Here is a 21,600-nt window from a genome sequence, read left to right as displayed (position 1 = left end):
TGTGTCAATGACGAACTCAGGTGGCGGTAAGAAGCGCGCAGCAGTGGCATTGAGCGCAGTGGCGATGATGAGCGTGGTGGCCGCGTGCGGCTCGAACGACTCGGGTCCGGGTGTCTCGGGGGACGCCGCATCGAAGGTGGAGATCAACCGTGCTGCGGCCGGTGACATCACCACCAACGGTGGTGCTCGCCGCCTGTCCGGCGATCAGACCAAGGCGATCGCCGAGTCGATCCAGAGCTCGAAGGCCAAGAACGTCATCCTGATCATCGGCGACGGCACCGCGAACCAGGAACTGACCCTGGCCCGCGATTACCAGTGGGGCGCCGGCGCACAGATCCCGGGCCTGGACCAGCTGCCGCTGTCCGGCGACTACACCACCTACGCCCTCGACAAGAAGACCAAGAAGCCGGATTACACCACGGATTCGGCGGCGTCCGGAACGGCCTGGGCCACCGGCACCAAGACCTACAACGGTGGTGTGGGTATCGATGTGAACGGTAAGCCGCAGCGCTCGATCCTGGAGATCGCCCGCGCGAACGGACGCAAGACCGGCAACGTCACCACCACCGAGCTGCAGGACGCGACCCCGGCCGTGCAGGTCGCTCACGTCGCGCAGCGCAAGTGCTACGGCCCGGTCGAGACCAAGGAGAAGTGCTCCTCGGATGCGCTGGAGAACGGTGGCCCCGGTTCGATCACCGAGCAGTTGCTCGCCGCCCGCGCCGACGTCACCCTCGGCGGCGGCTGGAAGTCCTTCCAGCAGACCGCGGGCGCCGGTGAGTACAACGGCAAGACTCTCGAGGTGCAGGCCAAGGAACGCGGCTACCAGATCGTCCGCTCGGGTGAGGAACTCGAGTCGGTCAAGTCCGCCGATCAGGACAAGCCGCTGCTGGGTGTCTTCGCCGACGGCAACCTGCCCCGCATGTGGGGCAAGGCGACCGCGACCAAGGAGGGCGGCAAGGAGCCGGCCGTCACCTGCTCGCCGAACGCCGAGTTCGACGCCACCCCGAAGCTGGGCTCGATGACCAAGAAGGCCATCGACCTGCTGCAGGGCGACAAGGGGTTCTTCCTGCAGGTCGAGTCCGGTTCGGTGGACAAGGCCAACCACGACGCCGACCCGTGCGGCCAGATCGGTGAGACGGTGCAGCTCTCCGATGCCGTGAGCACCGCGCTGGAGTTCGCGAAGAAGCAGAAGGACACCCTGGTCGTGGTGACCGGAGACCACTCGCACACCAGCCAGATCATCGAGGCCGGAACGGTGACCCCGGGCCTGACCCGCACCCTCAACACCAAGGACGGCGGCGTGCTGACCGTCAACTACGGCACCTCCCTGGATCCGGGCGAGGAGCAGCACACCGGTGGCCAGGTGCGGATCGCCGCCTACGGACCGGGAGCGGCGAACGTCTCGGGCATCTCGGACCAGACCGATCCGTTCTTCTACATCACCGACGTGCTGGGCCTGGACCGCAACAAGAAGTGATCCGTCCCGTCCGGCACCGGCGCGGAGCGACCTGCGCCGGTGTCGGACGGCCCCGGTAACCTGGCACCGTGGCTCTCTACCGCAAGTACCGTCCCGCGACGTTCGCCGAGGTCGTGGGCCAGGAGCACGTCACCGAGCCGCTGAGCACCGCCCTGGACTCGGGCCGGATCAACCACGCGTACCTGTTCTCCGGGCCACGCGGCTGCGGTAAGACGTCCTCGGCGCGCATCCTGGCGCGCTCGCTGAACTGTGAACAGGGACCCACCAGTAGCCCTTGCGGGGTGTGCAACTCCTGTGTGGCGCTCTCCCCCGGCGGGTCCGGCAACCTCGACGTCACCGAGATGGACGCCGCCAGCCACGGCGGTGTCGACGACGCCCGCGAGCTTCGCGACCGCGCCTTCTACGCACCGGCGGAATCGCGGTACCGGGTGTTCATCGTCGACGAGGCGCACATGGTCACCCCGCAGGGCTTCAACGCGCTGCTGAAGATCGTGGAGGAGCCGCCGGAGCACCTGATCTTCATCTTCGCCACCACCGAGCCGGAGAAGGTGCTCACCACCATCCGCTCCCGCACGCACCACTACCCGTTCCGGCTGCTGGCACCGGGCGTGATGCGCCCGCTGTTGGAGAAGATCACCTCCGCCGAGCAGGTCCCCGTCGAACCGGCGGTGTATCCGCTGGTCATCCGGGCCGGTGGCGGTTCCCCGCGTGACTCGCTCTCGATCATGGATCAGTTGCTGGCCGGCGCCGGCGCCGAAGGCGTGACCTACCAGCGCGCACTCGGACTGCTCGGGGTCACCGATACCGCGTTGATCGACGCCGCGGTCGACGCCCTCGCCGTCTCCGACGGAGCCGCCCTGTTCGGTGCGGTCGAGAAGGTCATGGAGGCCGGGCACGATCCGCGCCGCTTCGCGACCGATCTGCTGGAGCGGCTGCGTGACCTGATTCTGCTGCACACCGTTCCCGACGCGGCCGACCGCGGCCTGATCGACGTGCCGGTGGACGTCCTGGAGACGATGCGCGCCGAGGCGGGCAAGCTGGGCCTGGCCACGCTCACCCGCTGCGCCGAGGTCACGCACGCCTCGCTGGCCGAGATGCGCGGAGCCACGTCACCGCGGCTGTTGCTCGAAGTGATGTGCGCGCGGATGCTGCTCCCCGCGGCCGACGATTCCCAGGCGGCGCTGCTGCAGCGGATCGAGCTCCTGGAACGCCGACCGGCCGGTGCTCCGGCTGCTCCCGGTGATTCCGCAACTCCGGGCGGATCCGGGCAGGGCGCACCCGCTGCCTCGGCGCCGGCCGGCGCGCCCGACGACGCCCCCCGGTTCGTGCGGCCGAGCCAGCGGCAGGCCGAGCCCGCCGAGCCCGAGCGGTCGGCGGCGCCCGCTCAACCGGAGTCTGCTCAGCCGGAAGCGCGGGTCGCTCCCGTGCCACCCGCACCAACCACTGCGCCACCCGCACCCGCCGGGCCGGCTGCTCCCCCCGCACCGGCCACGGTCGCGGAGCCGAGCCCCGCAGCCGAGGCCGAGCCGGTGCTCCGCCGGCCGGAGCCGACCGCCGAGGTTGCCGCAGAGCTCGAACCGTCGGCGCCCGAGCCGTCGGCGCCCGAACCGGCTGAGCGGTCCACCGAGGTCATCGCCGCGGCGCAGCCGTCGGCGGCACCGTCCGGGCCGTCGATCGAGGAGGTGCGCACCGCGTGGCCCAAGGTGCTGCGCGCCGTCGGCGCACGCAGCAAGGTCACCGCGACGCTGATGACGAACATGCAGGTCGTCGGACTCGCTGGCGATACCTTGCACCTCGGCCTGCCGATTCCCGCGCTGCTGGGCCGGTTCAGCGATCAGCAGCATGTGGGCAACCTGCGGGAAGCCGTGCGGGAGGTGTTCGGGACCCAGTGGAACGTCGAGGTCGGCGACGGTAGCGGTGCCCGTCAGCACGGTGCCGCGCCCGCGCAACCGCAGCAGCGTCAGGCGGAGCCACCGCGGAAGGCCCCACCCACCTTCGAACGACGTAGCCGGGTCGGCGCGGATCAGCGCCCCGATCCGCGCCCGGCCGGACGGGAGAACCGGGCACCGTCGCACCACGACGACATCCCCCTCCCCCCGGAACCGGACCCCGAGCCGGAGCCCGCCGCCGAGGTCTCCGAGGACGAGATGATCGACGCCGCGCACCGCGAGGACGCCGTCTCCGGTGGCAGCAGTGCGCCGCGCCGCGATCCCGACGAGGTGGCACTCGAACTGCTCAAGAGCGAACTCGGAGCCCGCCCGATCTGATCAGGCGGTCCACCAGGGCCGCAGCGGTAGATCACCGGCGCCGCCCTTCGCATCCAGTTTGACCGCCAGGATCTGGTGCAGCTGAATTACGTTGCGCTCGAATCCGAGCCGGGAACCGGCCATGTACAGGCCCCACACCCGGGCGGTCCCCAGGCCCACCTCGGCGACGGCCTCGTCCCAGTTGTCCACCAGGTTCCGGCACCACGCGGTGAGGGTGAGTGCGTAGTGCTCGCGCAGATCCTCCTCGTGCCGCACCTCCATGCCGCCGATGTCCTGGATCGCGGAGATCACTCGGCCGGAACCGGTGAGCTCACCGTCGGGGAAGACGTACCGGTCGATGAACTGTCCGCCCTTGCCTGAGACCTTGTTGTCGTGCCGCGTGATCGTGTGATTGAGCAGCAGGCCACCGATTTTCAGCTTGTCCCGCAGTGTGGTGAAGTAGCCGGCGTAGTTGTGCACACCGATGTGCTCGGTCAGGCCGATCGAACTGATCGCGTCGAAATCACCTTCGGGTACGTCCCGGTAATCGCTGTAGCGGACCTCGGCGAACTCGCCGAGTCCCTCCTCGGCGATCGCGGACTGCGCCCACTGCGCCTGTTGCTGCGAGAGCGTGACGCCGATGACGTGCACCCCCCGCCGGGCGGCGTACCGAACCATGCCACCCCAGCCGCAGCCCACGTCCAGCAACCGGTCTCCGGCCCGTAGTCGCAGCTTCTCGAACACCAGCCGGTACTTGTTCTCCTGTGCCACTTCCAGACTCGCGTCCGCATCCGGATAGCAGGCGCAGGTGTACGTCATCGACGGTCCGAGCACCATCTCGTAGAACCGGTTGGACACGTCGTAATGGTGATGAATGGCTCCCGCATCCCGGGAACGGCTGTGCCGCAGTCCTTCCGCGATCCGGCGCCACCGCGGAAGCGCCTCCTGCGGGGGAGGGGCGATCGGCACCATCCGCTCCGGCCCCACCGAGCGGGCGATCTGTGCCAACAGCAGCGGAGACGGCTTGGCGAACTGCAGATCATCCGACAGTGCGCGCACGGCCCCGTAGGGATCGCCGGGATGCACGCCGGTCAGTTCCAGATCGCCGGCGATGTACGCCCGCGCGAGACCCATGTCGTTGGGAGCCGTTGCCAGGTAGGTGGTTCCACGGGGGGTCAACAGGTTCAGCCCGTAGGGTGCGTCCTCCGGTCCCGCTGAGGAACCGTCGTAGGCCCGCACATGCACGGCCAGCTCGCCGCCGGTGGCCTTCTCGATGATCTCCGCCAGTGTCAACTTCGGGAGATGTTCAGCGGATCGGGTCAACTCATTGCCTCCTGACCGTCTTGTCGTACAGACCCAGTAACCGGCCGGCCGGGTCGTACCGTTGCTTCAACACTGCGAAGACCGGGCCTCCGTACAGCGCGTCGAACTCGGCGCGCTGGTAGAAGGCCTCGGAGTACAGGGATTTGTGCCCGCCGAGCTCGGAGACCTTCCGCTCGATCAGGCGGTTCGCGCGCCCCTCGGTCTGACCGGGCTGCTGCGGCACCGCGGACCAGAATTTGATGTTGACGTACACCTCACTCGGACTCAACGGATACAGCGGCCACGGCCGGTGCGCATCGGCTCCCGGCGGTGCCGGGCGCCGCAATCGTAAGGGGCACAACCAGAGTGGTTCGATGGGCAGCTCGTCGAGGAACCACTCCAGGAACTCCGCGGTGCGGTCGATCCGCACCTCGATGTCCTGGACCACCCGCTCTCCGGGTGGGCGGCCCCGGCGCGCGTCCAGCCGGTCGGCGATGTGCAGTCGACGGTCCAGTGCCACCAGCTTCCAGTAGAAGCTGCTGCGCAGCAGGTGCTTCGGCCACCACCGCCGGATCCTCGGGTGTTGCGCGCCGAACGCCCGCGAACACCAGAACCAGTCGGTGTCCCACCGCCACAGGTAATCGTGCATGGTGAGCCGGTCGCGGGAGACACCGTCGGGATGCCGCAGCGAGCGGTAGTACACGTTCATCCTGGTGTAGTCGCTGAGCGGGCCGTCGTCGTCGGTCCGCCGGCCCAGCGTGAGGTAGGCCTCGTCCCGGCTGAACACCACCCCGTCGAGGTAGTGCACGGGCTCGCCGTCGTACTCGCCGGCCCCGGTGATCTCGGCCATCGTCGCCTGCACCTGAGCCAGGGAGTGCAGGCGCACGTGCCTCAGTTCCACGTAGCGCTGCACCGGTTCCAGGTCGATCGTCAGCCGAGTGGCGTAGCCGAGCGTGCCGTAGGAATTGGGGAAGCCGAAGTACAGGTCGGCGTGCGGTCCGTCCGGCTCCGCCGTGACCACCTCACCCGCGCCGGTGAGGATGTCCATCGACCTGACGGCCTCGTGCGGTAGTCCGGTCCGGAAGGAGCTCGATTCGATGCCCATGCCGGTCACGGCACCGCCGAGGGTGATGGTCTTGAGCTGAGGAACCACCGTGGGTGCGAGCCCGAAGGGCAGTGTCGCCGCCACCAGGTCCTCGTAGGTGCACATACCGCCGACCTCGGCGGTGCCAGCGTGGGGATCGACGGAGATCACGGCGTTCAGGCCGGAGACGTCCAGACCCGGCGCGCCGGTCGCGGCACGTGCCCGGAACAGGTTCGAGGTCTTCTTCGCCAGACGTACCCGGGCGTCGGCGGGAATGGCGTGGTAGCTGGTGAGCAGACGCCGCAATCCCTCCCGGTAGGCCTGCTCGCCCGCGATCGGGACCGTGGTGCTCGCTCGGCTCTGCGCATCGTTGCGAGGACTCACGGTGGCGACGCTATACCCGTCGAGCGCCCCGCGCCCGCCTGATTCGTGATTGGTTAGGCTGGCGGCAGAACCCCGTCGGCGGTCCCGACGAATCGAGCCGAAGGACGAGACCACATGGCCCAGGTAACCGCGCAGCAGTCCACCAGCATCGCCGCAGCTCCCGCAACGGTGCTGGCCGCGATCGCCGATTACACCCGCCGCCCCGAGATCCTGCCCCCGAACTACCGCGACTACCGCGTCGTCGAGGGCGGCCAGGGCACCGGCACCGTCGCCGAGTGGATCCTGCAGGCCACCGAGAAGCGTTCGCGCAACGTCCGTGCCACGGTCACCGTCGACAGTGAAACCGTGACCGAGAAGGACGCCAACTCGTCCATGGTCACCACCTGGCGGGTGGCCGCGTCCGGTCCCGAGCAGAGCACCGTCACCATCACCACCACCTGGCAGGGCGCCGGCGGCATCGGCGGATTCTTCGAGCGCACCTTCGCCCCGAAGGGTCTGGGCCGGATCTACCAGGAACTGCTGACCAACCTCAAGGTGCAGGTCGAGTCCAACGGCTAGGCGACCCCGGCGGCACCGGGGAGCGCCGGTGGCACCGCTGCCGCTGCGCGACGGGGTCGACCCGACGCGTCTGGTGATCGCCGACGAGGAATCCGGTCTCACGCTCGGTGAGGTGCTCGGGGCGCGTTTCCCCGGCACCGAGGAGTACGTGGCCCGTGAGAGCGCCGCGGGTTCCGTCGTCGGGTCCGACGGGATCCCGCTCACCCCGTCGACGCCGGTTCGCGCCCGCCAGGCGGTGTGGATGTACCGGGAGCTCCCCGACGAGATCGAAGTGCCCTTCGACCTACCGGTGCTGCACCAGGACGAGCGGATCGTCGTGGTGGACAAGCCGCACTTCTTGGCCACGATGCCGCGCGGTGCGCGGGTGGTGCAGAGTGCGCTGGTGCGGTTGCGCCGGGAACTGGGGGAGCCGCGGCTCTCGCCCGCACACCGGCTGGACCGGCTCACGGCCGGCGTACTGCTGCTGACCCGCGATCCTGCCGCGCGCGGGCACTACCAGCAGTTGTTCGCGACCGGTGCGGCCCGGAAGGAGTACTGCGCCCTGGCTCCGTTACGGGAGGATCTGGTGTTGCCCGCGGTGGTGGAGTCGCGGATCGAGAAGACGCCCGGAATCATGCGCGCCTACGAGGTGCCCGGTCCGGTGAACGCTCGCTCGCACGTCGAACTGGAGGCGGAGTCGACCGGCCCGGACGGCGTCACCGTGGGCCGGTACCGGCTGCGACCGGAGACCGGCAAGACGCACCAATTGCGGCTGCACATGGCGCGGCTCGGTGTGCCGATCCTCGGTGACCCGCTCTACCCGGAGCAGCGCGAGGTGGTCGACGGCGACTTCTCCGATCCGCTACGTCTGCTGGCCCGCAGTCTCGCCTTCAGCGACCCCTTCGACGGTGCCGAGCGGGTGTTCGTCAGCGGCCGCGATCTGGTGGTGTAGGGGTACGCGCTACCGGGTCGGGGTGGCGGTCGTCGTCAGGTAGGTGGCTATCCCGGCGGCGATGGCCTCCGCCATCTTCTGCTGCCCGGCCGCCGACTCCAGCACCGTCGCCTCGGTGGCATCGCGCAGGTTACCGGCTTCGACCAGCGCTGAGGGCACGGTCGCCAGGTTCAATCCCGCCAGGTCGGAGCGCCCGAAGATGCCGCCGGACCCGATGTAGGTGGCCGGGGTGAAGCCGCCCGCGACCAGGGCGTCGCGCAGTGCGGCCGCGTACGCCGGGCTCGCGGTCTGCTGCGAGGGGTTCAGCGGCGGAGCCGAGTGATTCACGTGAAACCCGCGGTTACCGGGGGCGGAACCGTCGGCGTGGATGCTCACCGCGGCGTCCGCGCCCCACTTGTTCGCGGCCTCGGCACGCGCGTCGATGCACGAGGCGACGGAGGTGTCGTCGCCCCGGGAGAGCATCACCTGGGCGCCCGCGGCGGTGAGCACCTGGTAGAGCTTGTAGGCGATGCCGTAGTTCACGGTGTGTTCGGGTACGCCGTTGACGCTGGTGGTGCCGGTGGTCTGGCACGGTTTGGTGCCGCCCCGGCCGTTCGGGACCTGCTTGTTGATGGTGGCGTCGTTGCTGCCGTTGTGGCCGGGATCGACGAAGACCTTCCGTCCGGTGAGCGAGCCCGCCGCCAGGGGCGCCGCGTTGTTGACGAGGGCCGGCTCGGTGGGCGATAGGCTGGGCAGTGCAGTCGAGTCCTGTCGCTGTCCGGCGTCACCGATGGTGCAGCCGGCGAGAACCAGTGTGGGGACCACGACGGCGGCCAGAAGGGCGAAACGACGGTTATTCACAGCCGTATCGTACCGCCACAACGGCCGCAGTGGTATCACAAGTAACACGAATCGGACATGAGCGGGTCATCTGACCGGCGGAGGGAGACGGCATGCAGCCCGGAGGCTCGATGGAAGACCTGATGGCACAGGTCGGCGCGATGCAGCAGCAGTTGATGGTGGCGCAGCAGGAGCTCGCGGTGACCACCGTCGAGGGCCAGGCCGGCGGTGGCCTGGTCACGGTGACCGGCACCGGCGACGGCCAGGTGAAGTCCGTGGTCATCGACCCCAAGGTGGTCGACCCGGAGGATGTGGAGACCCTGCAGGACCTGGTTCTGGGGGCGCTCTCGGATCTCGCCGAGAACACCGCCGCGATCGCGCAGCAGAAGATGGGGCCGCTGGCCGGCGGCCTGCCGTTCTGACGGGCGGCGCGTGTACGAAGGACCCGTTCAGGAACTGATCGACGAGCTGGCGAAGCTCCCCGGGGTGGGACCGCGCGGCGCCCAGCGCATCGCGTTCCACCTGCTCGGGGTGCAACCCACCGACATCGATCGGCTCACCAACGCCCTCACCCGGGTGCGCAACGACGTGCGCTACTGCGAGGTGTGCGGCAACGTCGCCGCCGAGGTCCGGTGCCGGATCTGCTCGGATCCACGGCGCGACACCTCCAAGATCTGCGTGGTCGAGGAGGCCAAGGACGTGCAGGCGGTGGAGCGCACGCGCGAGTACCGCGGCCTGTACCACGTGCTCGGCGGCGCGCTCAATCCGATCAAGTCGATCGGCCCGGACAAGCTGCGGATCCGCGAGCTGCTGGTTCGGCTGGGAACCGCCGTCGACGGGGTCGACGTGGACGAGGTCATCCTCGCCACCGACCCGAACACCGAAGGTGAGGCCACCGCAGCCTTCCTGGTGCGGATGCTCAAGGATTTCCCGGGCCTGACGGTGACCCGCCCGGCAGCAGGTCTGCCGATGGGCGCCGAGCTGGAGTTCGCCGACGAGCTGACGCTCGGGCGTGCCATGAGTGGGCGCCGGTCACTGTCCGAGCCGCCGCGCGTGCTCGAAGAACTGCCCCCGAGCTGATCGGTGGACGCAGCACAGGTGTTGGCACACCTCGGTGGGCCGGACGGGATCATCGCCGTCGACGGGCCTTCGGGCTCGGGGAAGTCGACCTACGCGCATCGTCTGGTCGACGATCTGCGCGCCGACGGTGTCCGCGTGGCGCTGGTCCGCACCGATCACTACGCCACCTGGGAGGACCCGGTGTCGTGGTGGCCGCGGCTGGTCTCCGAGGTGATCGACCCGCTGGTGCGTGGCCGCGATGCCCATTACCGGCCGCTGGTCTGGCGTGCGGGCGTGCCCTCGCCGGGGGAGCAGCTGCGGTTGCCCCGGGCCCAGCTGATCGTGGTCGAAGGGGTCTCCAGCGCCAGACGCTCCTTCGCCGACCGTCTTTCGCTGGCGCTGTGGATCGACGGCGGCACCGCTGCCCAGCGGTTGGAGCGCGCCGTCGCTCGCGACGGGGAGGAATCGCGCGCCGATCTGGTCCGTTGGCAGGAGTTCGAGCGCGGCTGGTTCGCCGTCGACGGCACCCGCGAGCGCTGTATCCCCGTCGACGACTGGAGTCGTGGCGCGTGATCGGGCCTATCATCCGATCATGCGCCTACGCGACAATCCGACCGTCGAGGTCACCCGGACGCTGAACTGCTCCCCGGCGCGGGCGTGGGATCTCGTCACGGACATCACGCTCCCGACCGGGGTGGACGGTGAGCTCCGGCGGGTCGAATGGCTCGACGGCGCAACCGGCGTGGTCGAGGGCGCTCGGTTCCGGGGGTACAACCGGAACGAGCAGTTGGGGGAGTGGACCACCGACTCCGTCGTCGTCGAGGTCGAGGACGGTCGCCGCTGGGTGTGGGCGGTCGGGCCGCGGGACTCGGAGCCGTGGGCGACCTGGGGTTTCGAAGTCGATCCCTCCCGGCAGGGCGCGGTCGTGCGGCAGTGGGCCCGGTTCGGCGACGGTGCGTCGCCGTTCGCCGCCGCCGTCGCCACGCAGCCGGAGCAGGAAGGGCGCATCGTCGCCTATCGCCTCGGCGTGTGGAGGGCGGGGATGGAGGCGAACCTGGCCGAGCTCGCGCGTCGTACTTCCTGAACGTCGGCCCTGCGCCAGGTGCATGGGCGCGGGGGATTGGTTGTGTCCTCCTGGCCCCGGTGGCCTTCGCGCTACTTCCGGAGGCGTTCGCGGCGCAGCAGATCCACATCCGGCAGATCCAGCGGCGCCAGAGTGGCACCTGTGGCGCGTGCGAGCAGATGGTCGGCCAGTTCCGGGTTGCGGGCGAGCGCCGGACCGTGCATGTAGGTGCCGATCGCGCTGCCCTGCACCACCCCGTCGACGGCTTCACCGGCACCGTTGCCGGTTCCGCGCACCACCCGCTGCAGCGGTGCTGCGGCCGGCCCTAGAGCGGAACCGCCGCGGTGGTTCTCGAACCCGGTGAGCGGCTGCGTGAGCCCGTCGATCAGTGGGCGGCCCTCGATCTCACCGATCGACCGCGTGGCCTGAGGCGTGGTGGTCAGGTCGAACAGCGAGATGCCGTCCACCCGTTCCCCCTCGGAGGTCTCGTACCAGTGCCCGAGCACCTGTATCGCGGCGCAGATCGCCAGCACCGGTGCTCCACCGGCCGCCGCCTGCTGCATACCCGGGTACCGGGTCAGGTGTCGGGTTGCCAGTCGCTGCGCGTAGTCCTCCGCGCCGCCGAGGGTGTAGATGTCGCACGAGGCCGGCACCGGATCGGCCAGCGTGATCGGGAGCACCTCCGCCTCGATCCCACGCAGCCGTGCCCGCTGCCGCAACACCAGCGCATTGCCGCCGTCGCCGTAGGTGCCCATCACATCGGGCAGCACCAGGCCGATCACCAGCGTCGAATCGGTGATCCGCGTCTCGGATCCGGAGAAGTCGATCATGCGCGGCCTCCGCGGGTCTCGAGTGCGGTGTTCAGGTCACGGAAGGCCGTGTAGTTGGCGAGCACCTCCACCCGCCCGGGCGGGCAGGACGCGATCGCGGCGAGCGGGTCCACCACCAGCGAATGCTCCGCACCGGCGTAGGTCAGCCGCACCGCCAGATCCGCGCCGCGTTCACCCGACGCCACCACCTCGGCGTTGTCGAACCGCTCGAACTGCACGTCCCACAGCCAGGACAGGTCCTCGCCGTCGGGAACCTGCCCGTTCACCGCGATCACCAGCCCTTCTGCGGAACCGTCGATCATGGACATGGCCTCCTGCCAGCCGGCCGGATTCTTGGCCAGCAGCATCCGCACGGTGTGCGGGCCGACGGTGACCTCCTTGTACCGACCGGCGACCTCCCCGACGGTGCCCACGGCCTGCACCGCGGCGTGCGGGTCGGCGCCCATGGCGACCGCGGCCGCCACCGCCTGTGCGGCGTTGCCGCGGTTCGCCCGGCCGGGCAACCGCAGCACCAGCGGTGCGACGAATCCGTCCGGACCGTAGATGTTCGTCTCGTCGACCCACCAGTGCGGCTGCGGCCGGGAGAATTCGGTTCCGGTCGAGTACCAGTGCTCGCCGTCGCGGACGATCGGCTCGCCCGAGCGGGGGCAGGAGACCGAGTCGCTGGTCCAGCCCGCGCCGGCGGCGACCCACACCACGTCCTCGGCGTCGTAGGCGACCGAGGTCACCAGCACGTCATCGCAGTTCGCCACGACGGTCAGGTTCGGATGCCCGTGCACACCGGCCCGCAGCTTCCGTTCGATCGCGTTGATCTCGCCCACCCGGTCCAACTGGTCACGGGAGAGGTTCAGTAGGACCAGTGCCTCCGCGCCGGTGGCGTCGAGCACGTGCGGAACGTGCAGCTCGTCGACCTCCAGCGCCGCCAGGGATGCGTTCCGGTGCGCGGTGAGCGCGGCGACGATGCCGGCGTCCATGTTCGCGCCGTCGGCCTGGGTGGCCACCTCCCGGCCCGTGGTCGCGAGCGCTGCGGCCGTCATCCGGGTGGTGGTGGACTTGCCGTTCGTGCCGGTGATCACGACGGTGCGTTTACCGTCGGCCAGCCGGGCCATCAGATCCGGCTCGATCTTCAGTGCGACCAGGCCGCCGATCATCGAGCCCTTCCCACGACCTGCGCGCTGCGACGCCCAGGCTGCGGATCGGGCGGCGAGCAGCGCCGCGCGGGCGCGGAGGGGGAGTCCGGGCATGGGCACCAGAATAGGGCACCCGGCACTACCCTGGATTCATGCCCGAATTGCACCAGGACCGGCGGCGAGCGCTGTCGTTCGGTGAGATCGCCGACGACTACGACCGGCTACGGCCCCGCTACAGCGACGTGACCCTCGATGCGATCACCATCGGGACCAGCGCGGCGGACATCGGAGCCGGCACCGGAATCCTGTCCCGGCAGCTCACCGACCGGGGGTTGCGGGTGCTCGCGGTGGAACCCGACGCCGCGATGGCCGAGCTCACCCGGCGCGGCGGAGTCGATTGTGAGGTCGCGACCTTCGAGGAATGGGACTCGCGCGACCGCACCTTCGACCTGATCACGTTCGGCCAGTCCTTCCATTGGGTCGACGCGCAGGCCGCACTCGGGCGCCTGGCCGGCCTGTTGAACCCCGGCGGCCGGGTGGTCCTGCTGTGGAACAAGCTGCGCCCGAGCCGGCCCTCGAACGACGCGCTGCGGGCGGCGAGCCCGGACTACGTCGACGTCGACGCGGTCAGTTCCGATCCCACCCATGCCGATTTCGCGCTGACGGAGCTGCGGGAACGGTTCGAGCGGGCCGGGTTCACCGTGCCCCAGCGCGAGGACGCCTGGACCGAGACTCAACCGGCGGATCGCTGGCTGGATCTGATCTTCACCTACTCGGCGCACTCAACCCTTCCCGCCGAGCGCCGCGCCGGCCTGCGCGCCGCGCTCGCCGAGGTCATCGGCGGCGGTGACGTCGAGCTCGCGGCCTCCACCATCGCGCTCATCGCGAGCCGGTAGGGCCGGGCTCCGCAACACTCCCAGCAGGCAGCCGGCGATCACCGTCGCTGCTCCGGCCAGCGCCAGGGCACTCGGACGCTCACCGAGCACCAGCGCGCTCGCCGCGATCCCCACCACCGGCACCAGCAGCGTCGCCGGAGCCACCGTCGACGCCGGGTACCGGGCCATCAGCGCACCCCACAGCCCGTATCCGACGATGGTGCTCAGGATCGCGATGTACGCCACGCCGAGCAGTGCCATACGCCCCGCGTTGCCGTCGAGACTGTGCACGAGCGCGCGCCATCCGGTGGTCGGTCCCTCGATCACGGCGCTGAGAGCCAGCAGCGGCAGCGGCGGGATCACCGACATCCACAGGGTGAAACGGAAGGGCTCCGACGGTGCCGCGAGCCGCTGCCCGATATTGCCGAAGGCCCAGCTCAGGCCGCCCATCAGGGTGAGGATCACACCGAGGACGCCGACTCCGGACGCAGCGTCGGCGCGGTCGGCGATGATCAAACCCATCCCGGCGAGCGCGATCGCGATCCCGGTGACCTGCCGGACCGCGAGCTTCTCGTGGAGCAGGATCGCACCGAGCAGCACGGTGAACGGCGCGGACGACTGCAGCACCAGTGAGGCCAGCCCGGTGGGCATCCCGATGTGCATCGCGGTGAACAACAGGCCGAACTGGAAGGTCCCCGAGCCCACCCCGTAGAGCACCAGCCACTTCGCCGGGCCCTTCGGCGGCCGCAGGAACAACACCACCGGAAGGGCCAGCACGAGGAATCGCAGCGCGCCCAGGAACAGCGGTGGGAAGTAGTCGAGGCCGTAGCGGATCGCGAGGAAGTTCAACCCCCACAGCACGACCACGAGGAGGGCGACCAGACGGTGACGTGGGCTCATGCGGTCCACTGTGCTGCCCGAGGAACAGAAGAACAATCGAATACTTCTTGATTGAAGATGTAGCCTTCCTACATGGACGTGCATCGTCTACGGATCCTGCGAGAGCTCGCCGACCGCGGCACCGTCGCAGCGACCGCCCGCGCGATGGACATGACCCCGTCGGCGGTGTCCCAGCAGCTCAAGGTGCTGGCCCGGGAAGCCGGTGTGGATCTGCTCGAACCCGATGGCCGCCGGGTGAGGATCACCGATGCCGGTGCGGCGCTGGTGGTGCGCGCGGAGTCGGTGCTCGGCGAATTGGACCGCGCGCACGCGGAGATGGACCACTACCGTCGCACACCCACCGGCACAGTGCGCCTGACGATGTTCCCCTCCGCCGCCGAGCTGCTGCTGCCGGGAGTGCTTCGCCGCGCCGCCGAGGCCGGAGTGCGCGTGGTGGCCGCCGACGTCGACCTGCCCGGCACCGAACTCGCCGCGATGATGGCCGACGCCGATGTGGTGGTCACCCACCGTGACGAGCGGGCCGCACCGCTGGGTGGTCCGCGGATCGCCTCCCGGGTGCTGATGCGGGAGCCGATCGATCTGGTGGTCCCGGTCGGGCATCCGCTCGCCGCCGGTGGCCGGGTGGAGGCGTCCCAGCTCGCCGATCTGGACTGGATCAGCGTGCGCGACGGCTTCCCGGTGGACGACGTGCTCCGCTCGCTGGCCACGCTCACCGGGGTGCAGCCGCGGGTGGTGCAGCGAATCAACGACTTCCACACCATCGAGGCTTTGGTCGCCGCCGGACACGGGGTGGCTCTGATCGCCCGGCACGCGGTCACCAACGCGGGGGTGCACGGATTGGAGATCGCCGGGGTGCGCGCAGCACGCATCCTGGAGGTCGCCACCCGGCCGGGCGCGCACCAGCGCCCGGGTGTGGCCGCCGTTCTCCGGGCGCTCGACGAGGAGGTCGCCGCGGTCGCGCAGTAGCGGACGCGGCGGCTGAGGTGACGCCCCGAGCGGAAAGCGACAAATGAGACAATGACACCGAGTGCTGGAGGTCTGGAAAGGTGAACGCGATGGTCGAGCGGAGTTCGACGGTGCCAGGAGATTTCACCCCCGACGCGATCGTGGTGGGCGCCGGGCTGGCTGGCCTGGTGGCCGCCTACGAGCTCTCCCGGGTGGGTCGCCGCGTGCTGATCCTGGACCAGGAGAACCGGAACAATCTCGGCGGCCAGGCATTCTGGAGCCTCGGCGGTCTGTTCTTCGTGGATTCTCCCGAACAGCGACGCCTCGGCATCAAGGACTCGTACGAGCTGGCCCTGCAGGACTGGATGGGTTCGGCGGCCTTCGACCGTGAGGAGGACCACTGGCCGCGCACATGGGCACGGGCGTACGTCGAGTTCGCAACCCACCGCAAGCGGGAGTACCTGCGCCGCCTCGGGCTGCGGGTGACGCCGGTGGTCGGCTGGGCGGAACGCGGTGGTGGCTCTGCGGACGGGCACGGCAATTCTGTGCCTCGCTTCCACCTCACCTGGGGAACCGGGCCGGAGGTGGTACGCGTCTTCCGCGAGCCGGTCGAGCGCGCCGAGCAGCAGGGACTGGTCCGCTTCGCCTTCCGTCACCGGGTGGACGAGCTGCTGCGCGACGCGGACGGCGGCGTGATCGGCGTGCGGGGCGCGAAGCTCGAACCCACCGACCTCGAACGCGGCGTCGCCAGCAGCCGCGCGATCGTGGGTGACTTCGAGTACCGTGCCCCCGCGGTTCTGGTCACCTCGGGCGGCATCGGCCACGACTTCGATCTCATGCGCAAGTACTGGCCGACCGAACGTCTGGGGCCGTTCCCGGACCACATGATCGCCGGTGTGCCCGCGTACGTGGACGGCCGGATGCTCGGCATCTCGGAGCGAGCCGGCGCGAACGTCGTGGGCCGCGACCGGGTGTGGGCCTACACGGAGGGCGTCCACAACTGGAATCCGATCTGGCCCGACCACGCCATCCGGATCATCCCAGGCCCGTCATCGATGTGGTTCGACGCCAACGGTCATCGTTTCCCCGCGCCGAACTTCCCGGGATTCGATACGAACTCCACGATGAAGGCGATCCTCGACACCGGGTACGACTACTCGTGGTTCGTGCTCACCGAGACGATCATCGAGAAGGAGTTCGCACTCTCGGGATCGGAGCAGAACCCGGACATCACCGAGAAGGACTACCGGCTGGCACTCGGCCGGGTGACCTCGAGCGGTGCCCCGGGCCCCGTCGAGGCTTTCAAACAGCGCGGCGAGGACTTCGTGGTGGCCGACACCCTCGAAGAACTGGTCGCCGGAATGAACCGGATCGGGCGCGGCGGCACGATCGAACTCGATCACCTGCGCCGGCAGATCCTGGCCCGGGATCGTGAGGTGGCCAACGGATTCGGCAAGGACGCGCAGCTGCAGGCGATGCACAACGCCCGCTCGTACCGGGGAGACAGGATCGTCCGCGTCGCGAAACCGCACCGCATCCTCGATCCCGAGCACGGACCGCTGATCGCAGTCCGGTTGAACATCCTCTCCCGCAAGACGCTCGGTGGACTCGAGACGGATCTGTCGGCGCGCGTGCTGTCCGCCGACGGTGATCCGGTGCCCGGCCTGTACGCGGCCGGCGAGGTCGCGGGTTTCGGCGGCGGGGGTGTGCACGGGTACAACGCGCTGGAGGGAACCTTCCTGGGTGGGTGCATCTTCTCCGGAATGAAAGCAGGCCGCGCCGCCGCGAGCGCGACCGATCGACGGATCTAGGAGATCGAACATGAGTGGACGTACGGCCCTGGTGACCGGGGCCTCGTCGGGAATCGGCTACGAGACGGCGAAGCTGCTGGCGCAGAAGGGGTACCGGGTTCTGGGTACCAGTCGGAATCCGGACACCGTACCCGCCGAGAAGCGGATCGCCGGTGTCGAGTACCTGGCGCTGGACCTCTCCAGCAGGGAGTCGATCGAGCGCTGCGCCGCCGCTGCGGGCGGTGTCGACATCGTGGTCAACAACGCCGGTGAGAGCCAGTCCGGCGCACTGGAGGAACTGCCCGCCGACGCCATCGACAGGCTGTTCCAGACCAACGTCTTCGGCGCCGTCCAGCTCACGCAGAAGCTGCTCCCGCAGATGCGGCGCGACGGTTACGGGCGGGTGGTGATGGTCGGCTCCATGCTCGCCAGTTTCCCGCTCGCCTACCGCGGTTCGTATGTGGCGGCGAAGGCCGCACTGAAGGGTTTCGCGGCAGCTGCGCGGCAGGAGCTCTCACCCTTCGGGGTGTGGGTGTGCACCGTCGAGCCCGGTTCGATCGCAACCGGGATCGGGGAGCGACGAACCAAGTACGTGGCCGACGATTCGGTGTACCGCAGTGACTTCGAGACCATGATCGAACGCCTCGACGCCAACGAGCGAGCCGGTATCAGCCCGGCTGGGGTGGCGGAGGTCATCGTCAGGGCGATCGAAGCGGATAGGCCCCGTGAGTTCTACGCCGTGGGCAGCAATGCCCCGGTCGTGTTCCTGCTCAAGCGGCTGCTGCCGGTGGAGGCGATCTCGGCGATCGTCGCCAGGCGTCACGGACTGAGGCGATAGGCGTCCCGGGCCGTCGGGACATCGGTCCCTGGTGGAAACAGGAATCTACTACATATCGTCGTAGGTAGCCCATTCCTTCAGCCGAGGACCGATGCCCCATGCTCACCGATGCCCAGCGCACCGTCATCGCCGACACCCTGCCCGCCGTGGGAGGCGCGATCAACGAGATCACCCCGATCTTCTACCGGAGGATGTTCGACGCCCATCCCGAGCTCGAACGCGACCTGTTCAATCGCGGTAATCAAGCGGTGGGCGCGCAGCAGCGCTCGCTGGCCGCGTCGATCGCGATGTACGCCACCTCCGTCGTCGACGACGAGGTCTCGGCCCGATCGATGCTCGAGCGTGTCGCGCACAAGCACGCCTCCCTCGGTGTGGCCCCCGATCAGTACCCGATCGTCTACGAGAACCTGTTCGCGGCCATCGCGCAGGTGCTCGGCGCCGCGGTCACTCCGGAGGTCGCCGACGCCTGGACGGCACTGTACTGGCAGTTCGCCGACGAGCTGATCGCCCTGGAGAAGGGGCTCTACGAGGCCGCGGAGATCACCCCGGAGACGGTGTGGCGCACCGTGGTCGTCGCCGAACGCCAGCAGCAGAGCCCGCACACCGTGGCCCTCGTCCTCGCCGACCCGTCCGGTGCTCCGCTGCCGGATTTCAAGCCGGGACAGTACATCTCGGTTGCGGTGGTGCTCCCCGACGGTGCCCGCCAGATCCGCCAGTACAGTCTGTCCGGCGCTGGGAAGGGGCGCTGGCGGATCGGCGTCCGGCGCGACGGAGAGGTCTCGTCGCACCTGCACGAGTACGCCTTCGAGGGCACGCACCTGCAGGTCTCACCGCCCTTCGGTGACATCGTGCTCGACAGCGACCCGGCCACTCCACTGGTGCTCGTCTCCGCGGGAATCGGCATCACCCCGGTGCTCGGGATGCTGTACCACCTCGCCGAGGAGGGGGCCGGCCGTGACGTGGTCGTGCTGCACGCCGATCGCACCCGTGCGACGCACGCGCACCGTGCGGAGCTCGCCGACATCGTCGCCCGGATTCCCGGAGCAGTGCAGCACACCTGGTACGACGAACTCCCGCAGGGGTATCCGCTGTCAGACGGTGAGTCCCCGGGTCGCATCGACGTGAACGAGGTGCGTCTGCCGGATCAGCCGAACGTCTACCTGTGCGGTCCGCTGCCGTTCATGTCCGCAGCCGCAGACCAGTTCGAGCGCGCGGGCATCCCGCGGGAGCGCGTGTGGTTCGAGGCGTTCACCCCGTCGGTGTAGAACGGCTGCAACAGAAGTCCCCGCCCGCCTCGTGAGATCCACGGGCGGGCGGGGACTTCAGCTGAGTCCTGCGGGCTACGGCGCCCAGGTCCGCGTGGAGGCCTCGCCGACGGCCTCCTCGGCCGACCGCATGCTTCCGTGCGCCCGGTTGACCGCCGAGACCACGGCGCGCAGGGAGGCTGTGGTGATCGACGGTGCGATACCCACGCCCCAGACGGTGCGGTCCTCGTCGCCGACGCGCACGATGGCCTCGACGTAGGCGGCGGCCTGCGCGTCGTCGCCCGCGGACAGGGCGTGCTCGCTGTAGTCCAGTACGCGCACCTCGAACCCGACCGTGCCGATGGCGTCGACGAAGGCCGCCAGCGGGCCGTTGCCCTCGCCGGAGATCTCCTGCTCCTTGCCGTCGACCTTGACCACCGCGTCGATGCGGTCAACGCCACCGTCGACCTCGGACGCGGTGACCTTCTGGCGCATCCGCTCCAGCGGGCGGATCGGATCGATGTACTCGCCCGAGAAGACGTCCCACATCTGTTTCGGCGTCACTTCACCGCCCTCGCCGTCGGTGATCTTCTGCACCGACTGGCTGAACTCGATCTGCAGGCGCCGCGGCAGTTGCAGGCCGTGATCCGACTTCATGATGTAGGCGACGCCACCCTTGCCGGACTGGCTGTTCACCCGGATCACGGCCTCGTAGTTGCGGCCCACGTCCTTCGGGTCGATCGGCAGGTAGGGCACCTGCCAGACGATGTCGTCCACGTCCTTATCGGCCTCATCGGCGTCGATCTTCATCTGATCGAGCCCCTTGTTGATCGCGTCCTGGTGGCTGCCGGAGAACGCGGTGTACACCAGGTCGCCGCCGTACGGGTGGCGCTCGGGTACCGGCAACTGGTTGCAGTACTCGACCGTGCGCCGGATCTCGTCGATATCGGCGAAGTTGATCTGCGGATCGACACCGCGGCTGTACAGGTTCAGGCCCAGGGTCACCAGGCAGACGTTTCCGGTGCGCTCGCCGTTACCGAACAGGCAGCCCTCGATCCGGTCGGCGCCGGCCAGGTACCCGAGCTCGGCGGCGGCCACGCCCTCGCCGCGGTCGTTGTGCGGGTGCAGGGACAGGATGACGCTGTCCCGGCGGGCCAGGTTCCGGTGCATCCACTCGATCGAATCGGCGTACACGTTGGGCGTGGCCATTTCGACGGTGGCCGGCAGGTTCAGGATGATCGGGTTCTCGGGCGTCGGCGCGATGATCTCGGTGACCGCATCGCACACCTCCTTCGCGAAGGTGAGCTCGGTGCCGGTGTACGACTCCGGTGAGTACTCGTAGCGCCACTGCGTGTCCGGGTACTTCTTCTGCTCCTCGAGCACCTTGTGCGCGGCGTCGGTCGCGATCTTCTTGATCGCCGCCTTATCGGCGCGGAACACCACCCGGCGCTGCAGCACCGAGGTGGAGTTGTAGAAGTGCACGATCACGCTCTTAGCGCCCTGACAGGCCTCGAACGTGCGCTCGATCAACTCGTCGCGGCACTGCACCAGCACCTGAATGGTGACGTCGTCCGGGATGGCGCCGTCCTCGATGATCTCGCGCACGAAATCGAAGTCGGTCTGGCTGGCCGACGGGAAGCCGACCTCGATCTCCTTGTAGCCCATGCGCACCAGCAGGTCGAACATGCGGCGCTTGCGGGCGGGGCTCATCGGGTCGATCAGGGCCTGGTTGCCGTCACGAAGGTCCACGGCGCACCACAGCGGGGCGGTGGTGGCGACCTTGTCCGGCCAGGTGCGGTCGGGGAGGTCGATGCGCTCGACCTCGTCGGCGAACGACCGGTAGCGGTGTGCGGGCATGGCGCTTCCGCGCTGCGCGTTCCACGTCGGCTGCCCCGGGTTGCGGGGACCTGCGGGAGCGATGATCTTCGATACGCCGGAGGTATAGGAATCGGCTGCAGGGCTCATGATGTAGAGGCTACTTTCTCGGGACGCCCCAGTGGCTGGCAGGGACGAGATCGGCCGTCGGGAGGCCGGGAGTTTCTCGACCGGCGCTGCCGCGTGTGCACGGCTCAACCCGCGACGGGGAGCCGGTCTGGATCAGGCCCCGCCGCGGCAACCGAGAAGA

Annotated in this window: 20 protein-coding genes; 13 read left to right on the top strand and 7 right to left on the bottom strand. The window is 69.3% G+C overall.

The annotated features are described in order from the left end of the window. Positions 1-7 precede the first annotated feature (7 nt). Positions 8-1,477, top strand: a complete 1,470-nt coding sequence (phoA, locus tag ACYVHG_RS07885; RefSeq protein WP_461166846.1) for an alkaline phosphatase — start codon at positions 8-10, stop codon at positions 1,475-1,477. A gap of 68 nt (positions 1,478-1,545) precedes the next feature. Continuing rightward, on the top strand, positions 1,546-3,744 hold the full coding sequence (locus ACYVHG_RS07880) for a DNA polymerase III subunit gamma and tau (RefSeq protein ID WP_461166845.1): 2,199 nt from the start codon (positions 1,546-1,548) through the stop codon (positions 3,742-3,744). Here ACYVHG_RS07880 and ACYVHG_RS07875 read toward each other — a convergent pair whose 3' ends face one another. Next, positions 3,745-5,046, bottom strand: coding sequence for a class I SAM-dependent methyltransferase (locus tag ACYVHG_RS07875; RefSeq protein WP_461166844.1), 1,302 nt, complete (start codon positions 5,044-5,046; stop codon positions 3,745-3,747). Position 5,047: 1 nt separating this feature from the next. Further along, positions 5,048-6,493, bottom strand: coding sequence for an FAD-binding oxidoreductase (locus ACYVHG_RS07870; protein ID WP_461166843.1), 1,446 nt, complete (start codon positions 6,491-6,493; stop codon positions 5,048-5,050). Between the two features lie 114 nt (positions 6,494-6,607). On the opposite strand from ACYVHG_RS07870, the gene ACYVHG_RS07865 reads away from it, so the two are divergent. Further along, positions 6,608-7,051, top strand: a complete 444-nt coding sequence (locus ACYVHG_RS07865; protein ID WP_461166842.1) for an SRPBCC family protein — start codon at positions 6,608-6,610, stop codon at positions 7,049-7,051. A 28-nt stretch (positions 7,052-7,079) separates the two neighbouring features. Further along, positions 7,080-7,982: a pseudouridine synthase gene (locus tag ACYVHG_RS07860; RefSeq protein WP_461166841.1), complete on the top strand. Its 903-nt coding sequence runs from the start codon at positions 7,080-7,082 to the stop codon at positions 7,980-7,982. 9 nt (positions 7,983-7,991) lie between these two features. Here the strand turns inward: ACYVHG_RS07860 and ACYVHG_RS07855 are convergent, their stop codons facing one another. Beyond that, positions 7,992-8,822 carry an N-acetylmuramoyl-L-alanine amidase gene (locus tag ACYVHG_RS07855; RefSeq protein ID WP_461166840.1) on the bottom strand — a complete coding sequence of 277 codons (831 nt, stop codon included), beginning with the start codon at positions 8,820-8,822 and terminating at the stop codon, positions 7,992-7,994. Positions 8,823-8,914: 92 nt separating this feature from the next. Here ACYVHG_RS07855 and ACYVHG_RS07850 point away from each other — a divergent pair, with 92 nt between their 5' ends. From ACYVHG_RS07850 to ACYVHG_RS07835, 4 genes are read left to right on the top strand one after another with little or no spacing between them, the layout of a single operon-like run. Then, positions 8,915-9,223 (top strand): YbaB/EbfC family nucleoid-associated protein, encoded by a 309-nt coding sequence (locus ACYVHG_RS07850; RefSeq protein WP_461166839.1) that lies wholly within the window; start codon positions 8,915-8,917, stop codon positions 9,221-9,223. Positions 9,224-9,233: 10 nt separating this feature from the next. Further along, positions 9,234-9,881 carry a recombination mediator RecR gene (gene recR / locus ACYVHG_RS07845; protein ID WP_461166838.1) on the top strand — a complete coding sequence of 216 codons (648 nt, stop codon included), beginning with the start codon at positions 9,234-9,236 and terminating at the stop codon, positions 9,879-9,881. A gap of 3 nt (positions 9,882-9,884) precedes the next feature. Continuing rightward, entirely contained in the window at positions 9,885-10,433 is a 549-nt protein-coding gene (locus ACYVHG_RS07840) for a uridine kinase family protein (RefSeq protein ID WP_461166837.1), read from the top strand. 19 nt (positions 10,434-10,452) lie between these two features. Next, complete coding sequence (locus ACYVHG_RS07835; protein WP_461166836.1) at positions 10,453-10,944, top strand: SRPBCC family protein; 492 nt, start codon at positions 10,453-10,455, stop codon at positions 10,942-10,944. Positions 10,945-11,015: 71 nt separating this feature from the next. Here the strand turns inward: ACYVHG_RS07835 and ACYVHG_RS07830 are convergent, their stop codons facing one another. Both ACYVHG_RS07830 and ACYVHG_RS07825 read right to left on the bottom strand, forming a co-directional pair. Continuing rightward, on the bottom strand, positions 11,016-11,723 hold the full coding sequence (locus ACYVHG_RS07830) for a type 1 glutamine amidotransferase (RefSeq protein WP_461166949.1): 708 nt from the start codon (positions 11,721-11,723) through the stop codon (positions 11,016-11,018). Between the two features lie 26 nt (positions 11,724-11,749). Then, entirely contained in the window at positions 11,750-12,997 is a 1,248-nt protein-coding gene (locus ACYVHG_RS07825) for a MurT ligase domain-containing protein (RefSeq protein ID WP_461166835.1), read from the bottom strand. 38 nt (positions 12,998-13,035) lie between these two features. Here ACYVHG_RS07825 and ACYVHG_RS07820 point away from each other — a divergent pair, with 38 nt between their 5' ends. Next, a complete protein-coding gene (locus ACYVHG_RS07820; protein WP_461166834.1) occupies positions 13,036-13,779 on the top strand; it encodes a class I SAM-dependent methyltransferase in 744 nt (247 codons plus the stop codon). Here the strand turns inward: ACYVHG_RS07820 and ACYVHG_RS07815 are convergent. Then, the gene (locus tag ACYVHG_RS07815) at positions 13,666-14,658 is read right to left on the bottom strand and encodes an EamA family transporter (RefSeq protein ID WP_461166833.1); all 993 of its coding nucleotides are present in this window, start codon (positions 14,656-14,658) and stop codon (positions 13,666-13,668) included. The two genes, ACYVHG_RS07820 and ACYVHG_RS07815, sit on opposite strands and share 114 nt — an antisense overlap. Positions 14,659-14,730: 72 nt before the next feature. Between ACYVHG_RS07815 and ACYVHG_RS07810 the strand changes: the two genes are divergently transcribed. From ACYVHG_RS07810 to ACYVHG_RS07795, 4 genes are all read left to right on the top strand, one after another. After that, positions 14,731-15,624, top strand: a complete 894-nt coding sequence (locus ACYVHG_RS07810; protein ID WP_461166832.1) for a LysR family transcriptional regulator — start codon at positions 14,731-14,733, stop codon at positions 15,622-15,624. 89 nt (positions 15,625-15,713) lie between these two features. Beyond that, positions 15,714-17,414 carry an FAD-binding dehydrogenase gene (locus ACYVHG_RS07805; protein ID WP_461166831.1) on the top strand — a complete coding sequence of 567 codons (1,701 nt, stop codon included), beginning with the start codon at positions 15,714-15,716 and terminating at the stop codon, positions 17,412-17,414. A 10-nt stretch (positions 17,415-17,424) separates the two neighbouring features. Continuing rightward, on the top strand, positions 17,425-18,231 hold the full coding sequence (locus ACYVHG_RS07800; protein WP_461166830.1) for an SDR family oxidoreductase: 807 nt from the start codon (positions 17,425-17,427) through the stop codon (positions 18,229-18,231). A 98-nt stretch (positions 18,232-18,329) separates the two neighbouring features. Further along, on the top strand, positions 18,330-19,496 hold the full coding sequence (locus ACYVHG_RS07795; RefSeq protein WP_461166829.1) for a globin domain-containing protein: 1,167 nt from the start codon (positions 18,330-18,332) through the stop codon (positions 19,494-19,496). A gap of 75 nt (positions 19,497-19,571) precedes the next feature. Here ACYVHG_RS07795 and leuA read toward each other — a convergent pair whose 3' ends face one another. Continuing rightward, a complete protein-coding gene (leuA, locus tag ACYVHG_RS07790) occupies positions 19,572-21,440 on the bottom strand; it encodes a 2-isopropylmalate synthase (protein ID WP_461166828.1) in 1,869 nt (622 codons plus the stop codon). Between the last annotated feature and the right edge of the window lie 160 nt (positions 21,441-21,600).

It is taken from the genome of Tsukamurella serpentis, assembly GCF_054780975.1.
The sequence above is the reverse complement of the archived record's forward strand: the minus strand, read 5'-3'. Positions and strand labels throughout refer to the sequence as shown.

What these genes read in the sequence shown, in the direction of transcription:
- ACYVHG_RS07795 (WP_461166829.1), top strand. Translation starts at nt 18,330, where the DNA reads ATGCTCACCGATGCCCAGCGCACCGTCATCGCCGACACCCTGCCCGCC.
- ACYVHG_RS07820 (WP_461166834.1), top strand. Translation starts at nt 13,036, where the DNA reads ATGCCCGAATTGCACCAGGACCGGCGGCGAGCGCTGTCGTTCGGTGAG.
- leuA (WP_461166828.1), bottom strand. Translation starts at nt 21,440, where the DNA reads ATGAGCCCTGCAGCCGATTCCTATACCTCCGGCGTATCGAAGATCATC.
- ACYVHG_RS07825 (WP_461166835.1), bottom strand. Translation starts at nt 12,997, where the DNA reads ATGCCCGGACTCCCCCTCCGCGCCCGCGCGGCGCTGCTCGCCGCCCGA.
- ACYVHG_RS07815 (WP_461166833.1), bottom strand. Translation starts at nt 14,658, where the DNA reads ATGAGCCCACGTCACCGTCTGGTCGCCCTCCTCGTGGTCGTGCTGTGG.
- ACYVHG_RS07800 (WP_461166830.1), top strand. Translation starts at nt 17,425, where the DNA reads ATGAGTGGACGTACGGCCCTGGTGACCGGGGCCTCGTCGGGAATCGGC.
- ACYVHG_RS07850 (WP_461166839.1), top strand. Translation starts at nt 8,915, where the DNA reads ATGCAGCCCGGAGGCTCGATGGAAGACCTGATGGCACAGGTCGGCGCG.
- ACYVHG_RS07865 (WP_461166842.1), top strand. Translation starts at nt 6,608, where the DNA reads ATGGCCCAGGTAACCGCGCAGCAGTCCACCAGCATCGCCGCAGCTCCC.
- phoA (WP_461166846.1), top strand. Translation starts at nt 8, where the DNA reads ATGACGAACTCAGGTGGCGGTAAGAAGCGCGCAGCAGTGGCATTGAGC.
- ACYVHG_RS07835 (WP_461166836.1), top strand. Translation starts at nt 10,453, where the DNA reads ATGCGCCTACGCGACAATCCGACCGTCGAGGTCACCCGGACGCTGAAC.
- ACYVHG_RS07810 (WP_461166832.1), top strand. Translation starts at nt 14,731, where the DNA reads ATGGACGTGCATCGTCTACGGATCCTGCGAGAGCTCGCCGACCGCGGC.
- ACYVHG_RS07805 (WP_461166831.1), top strand. Translation starts at nt 15,714, where the DNA reads ATGGTCGAGCGGAGTTCGACGGTGCCAGGAGATTTCACCCCCGACGCG.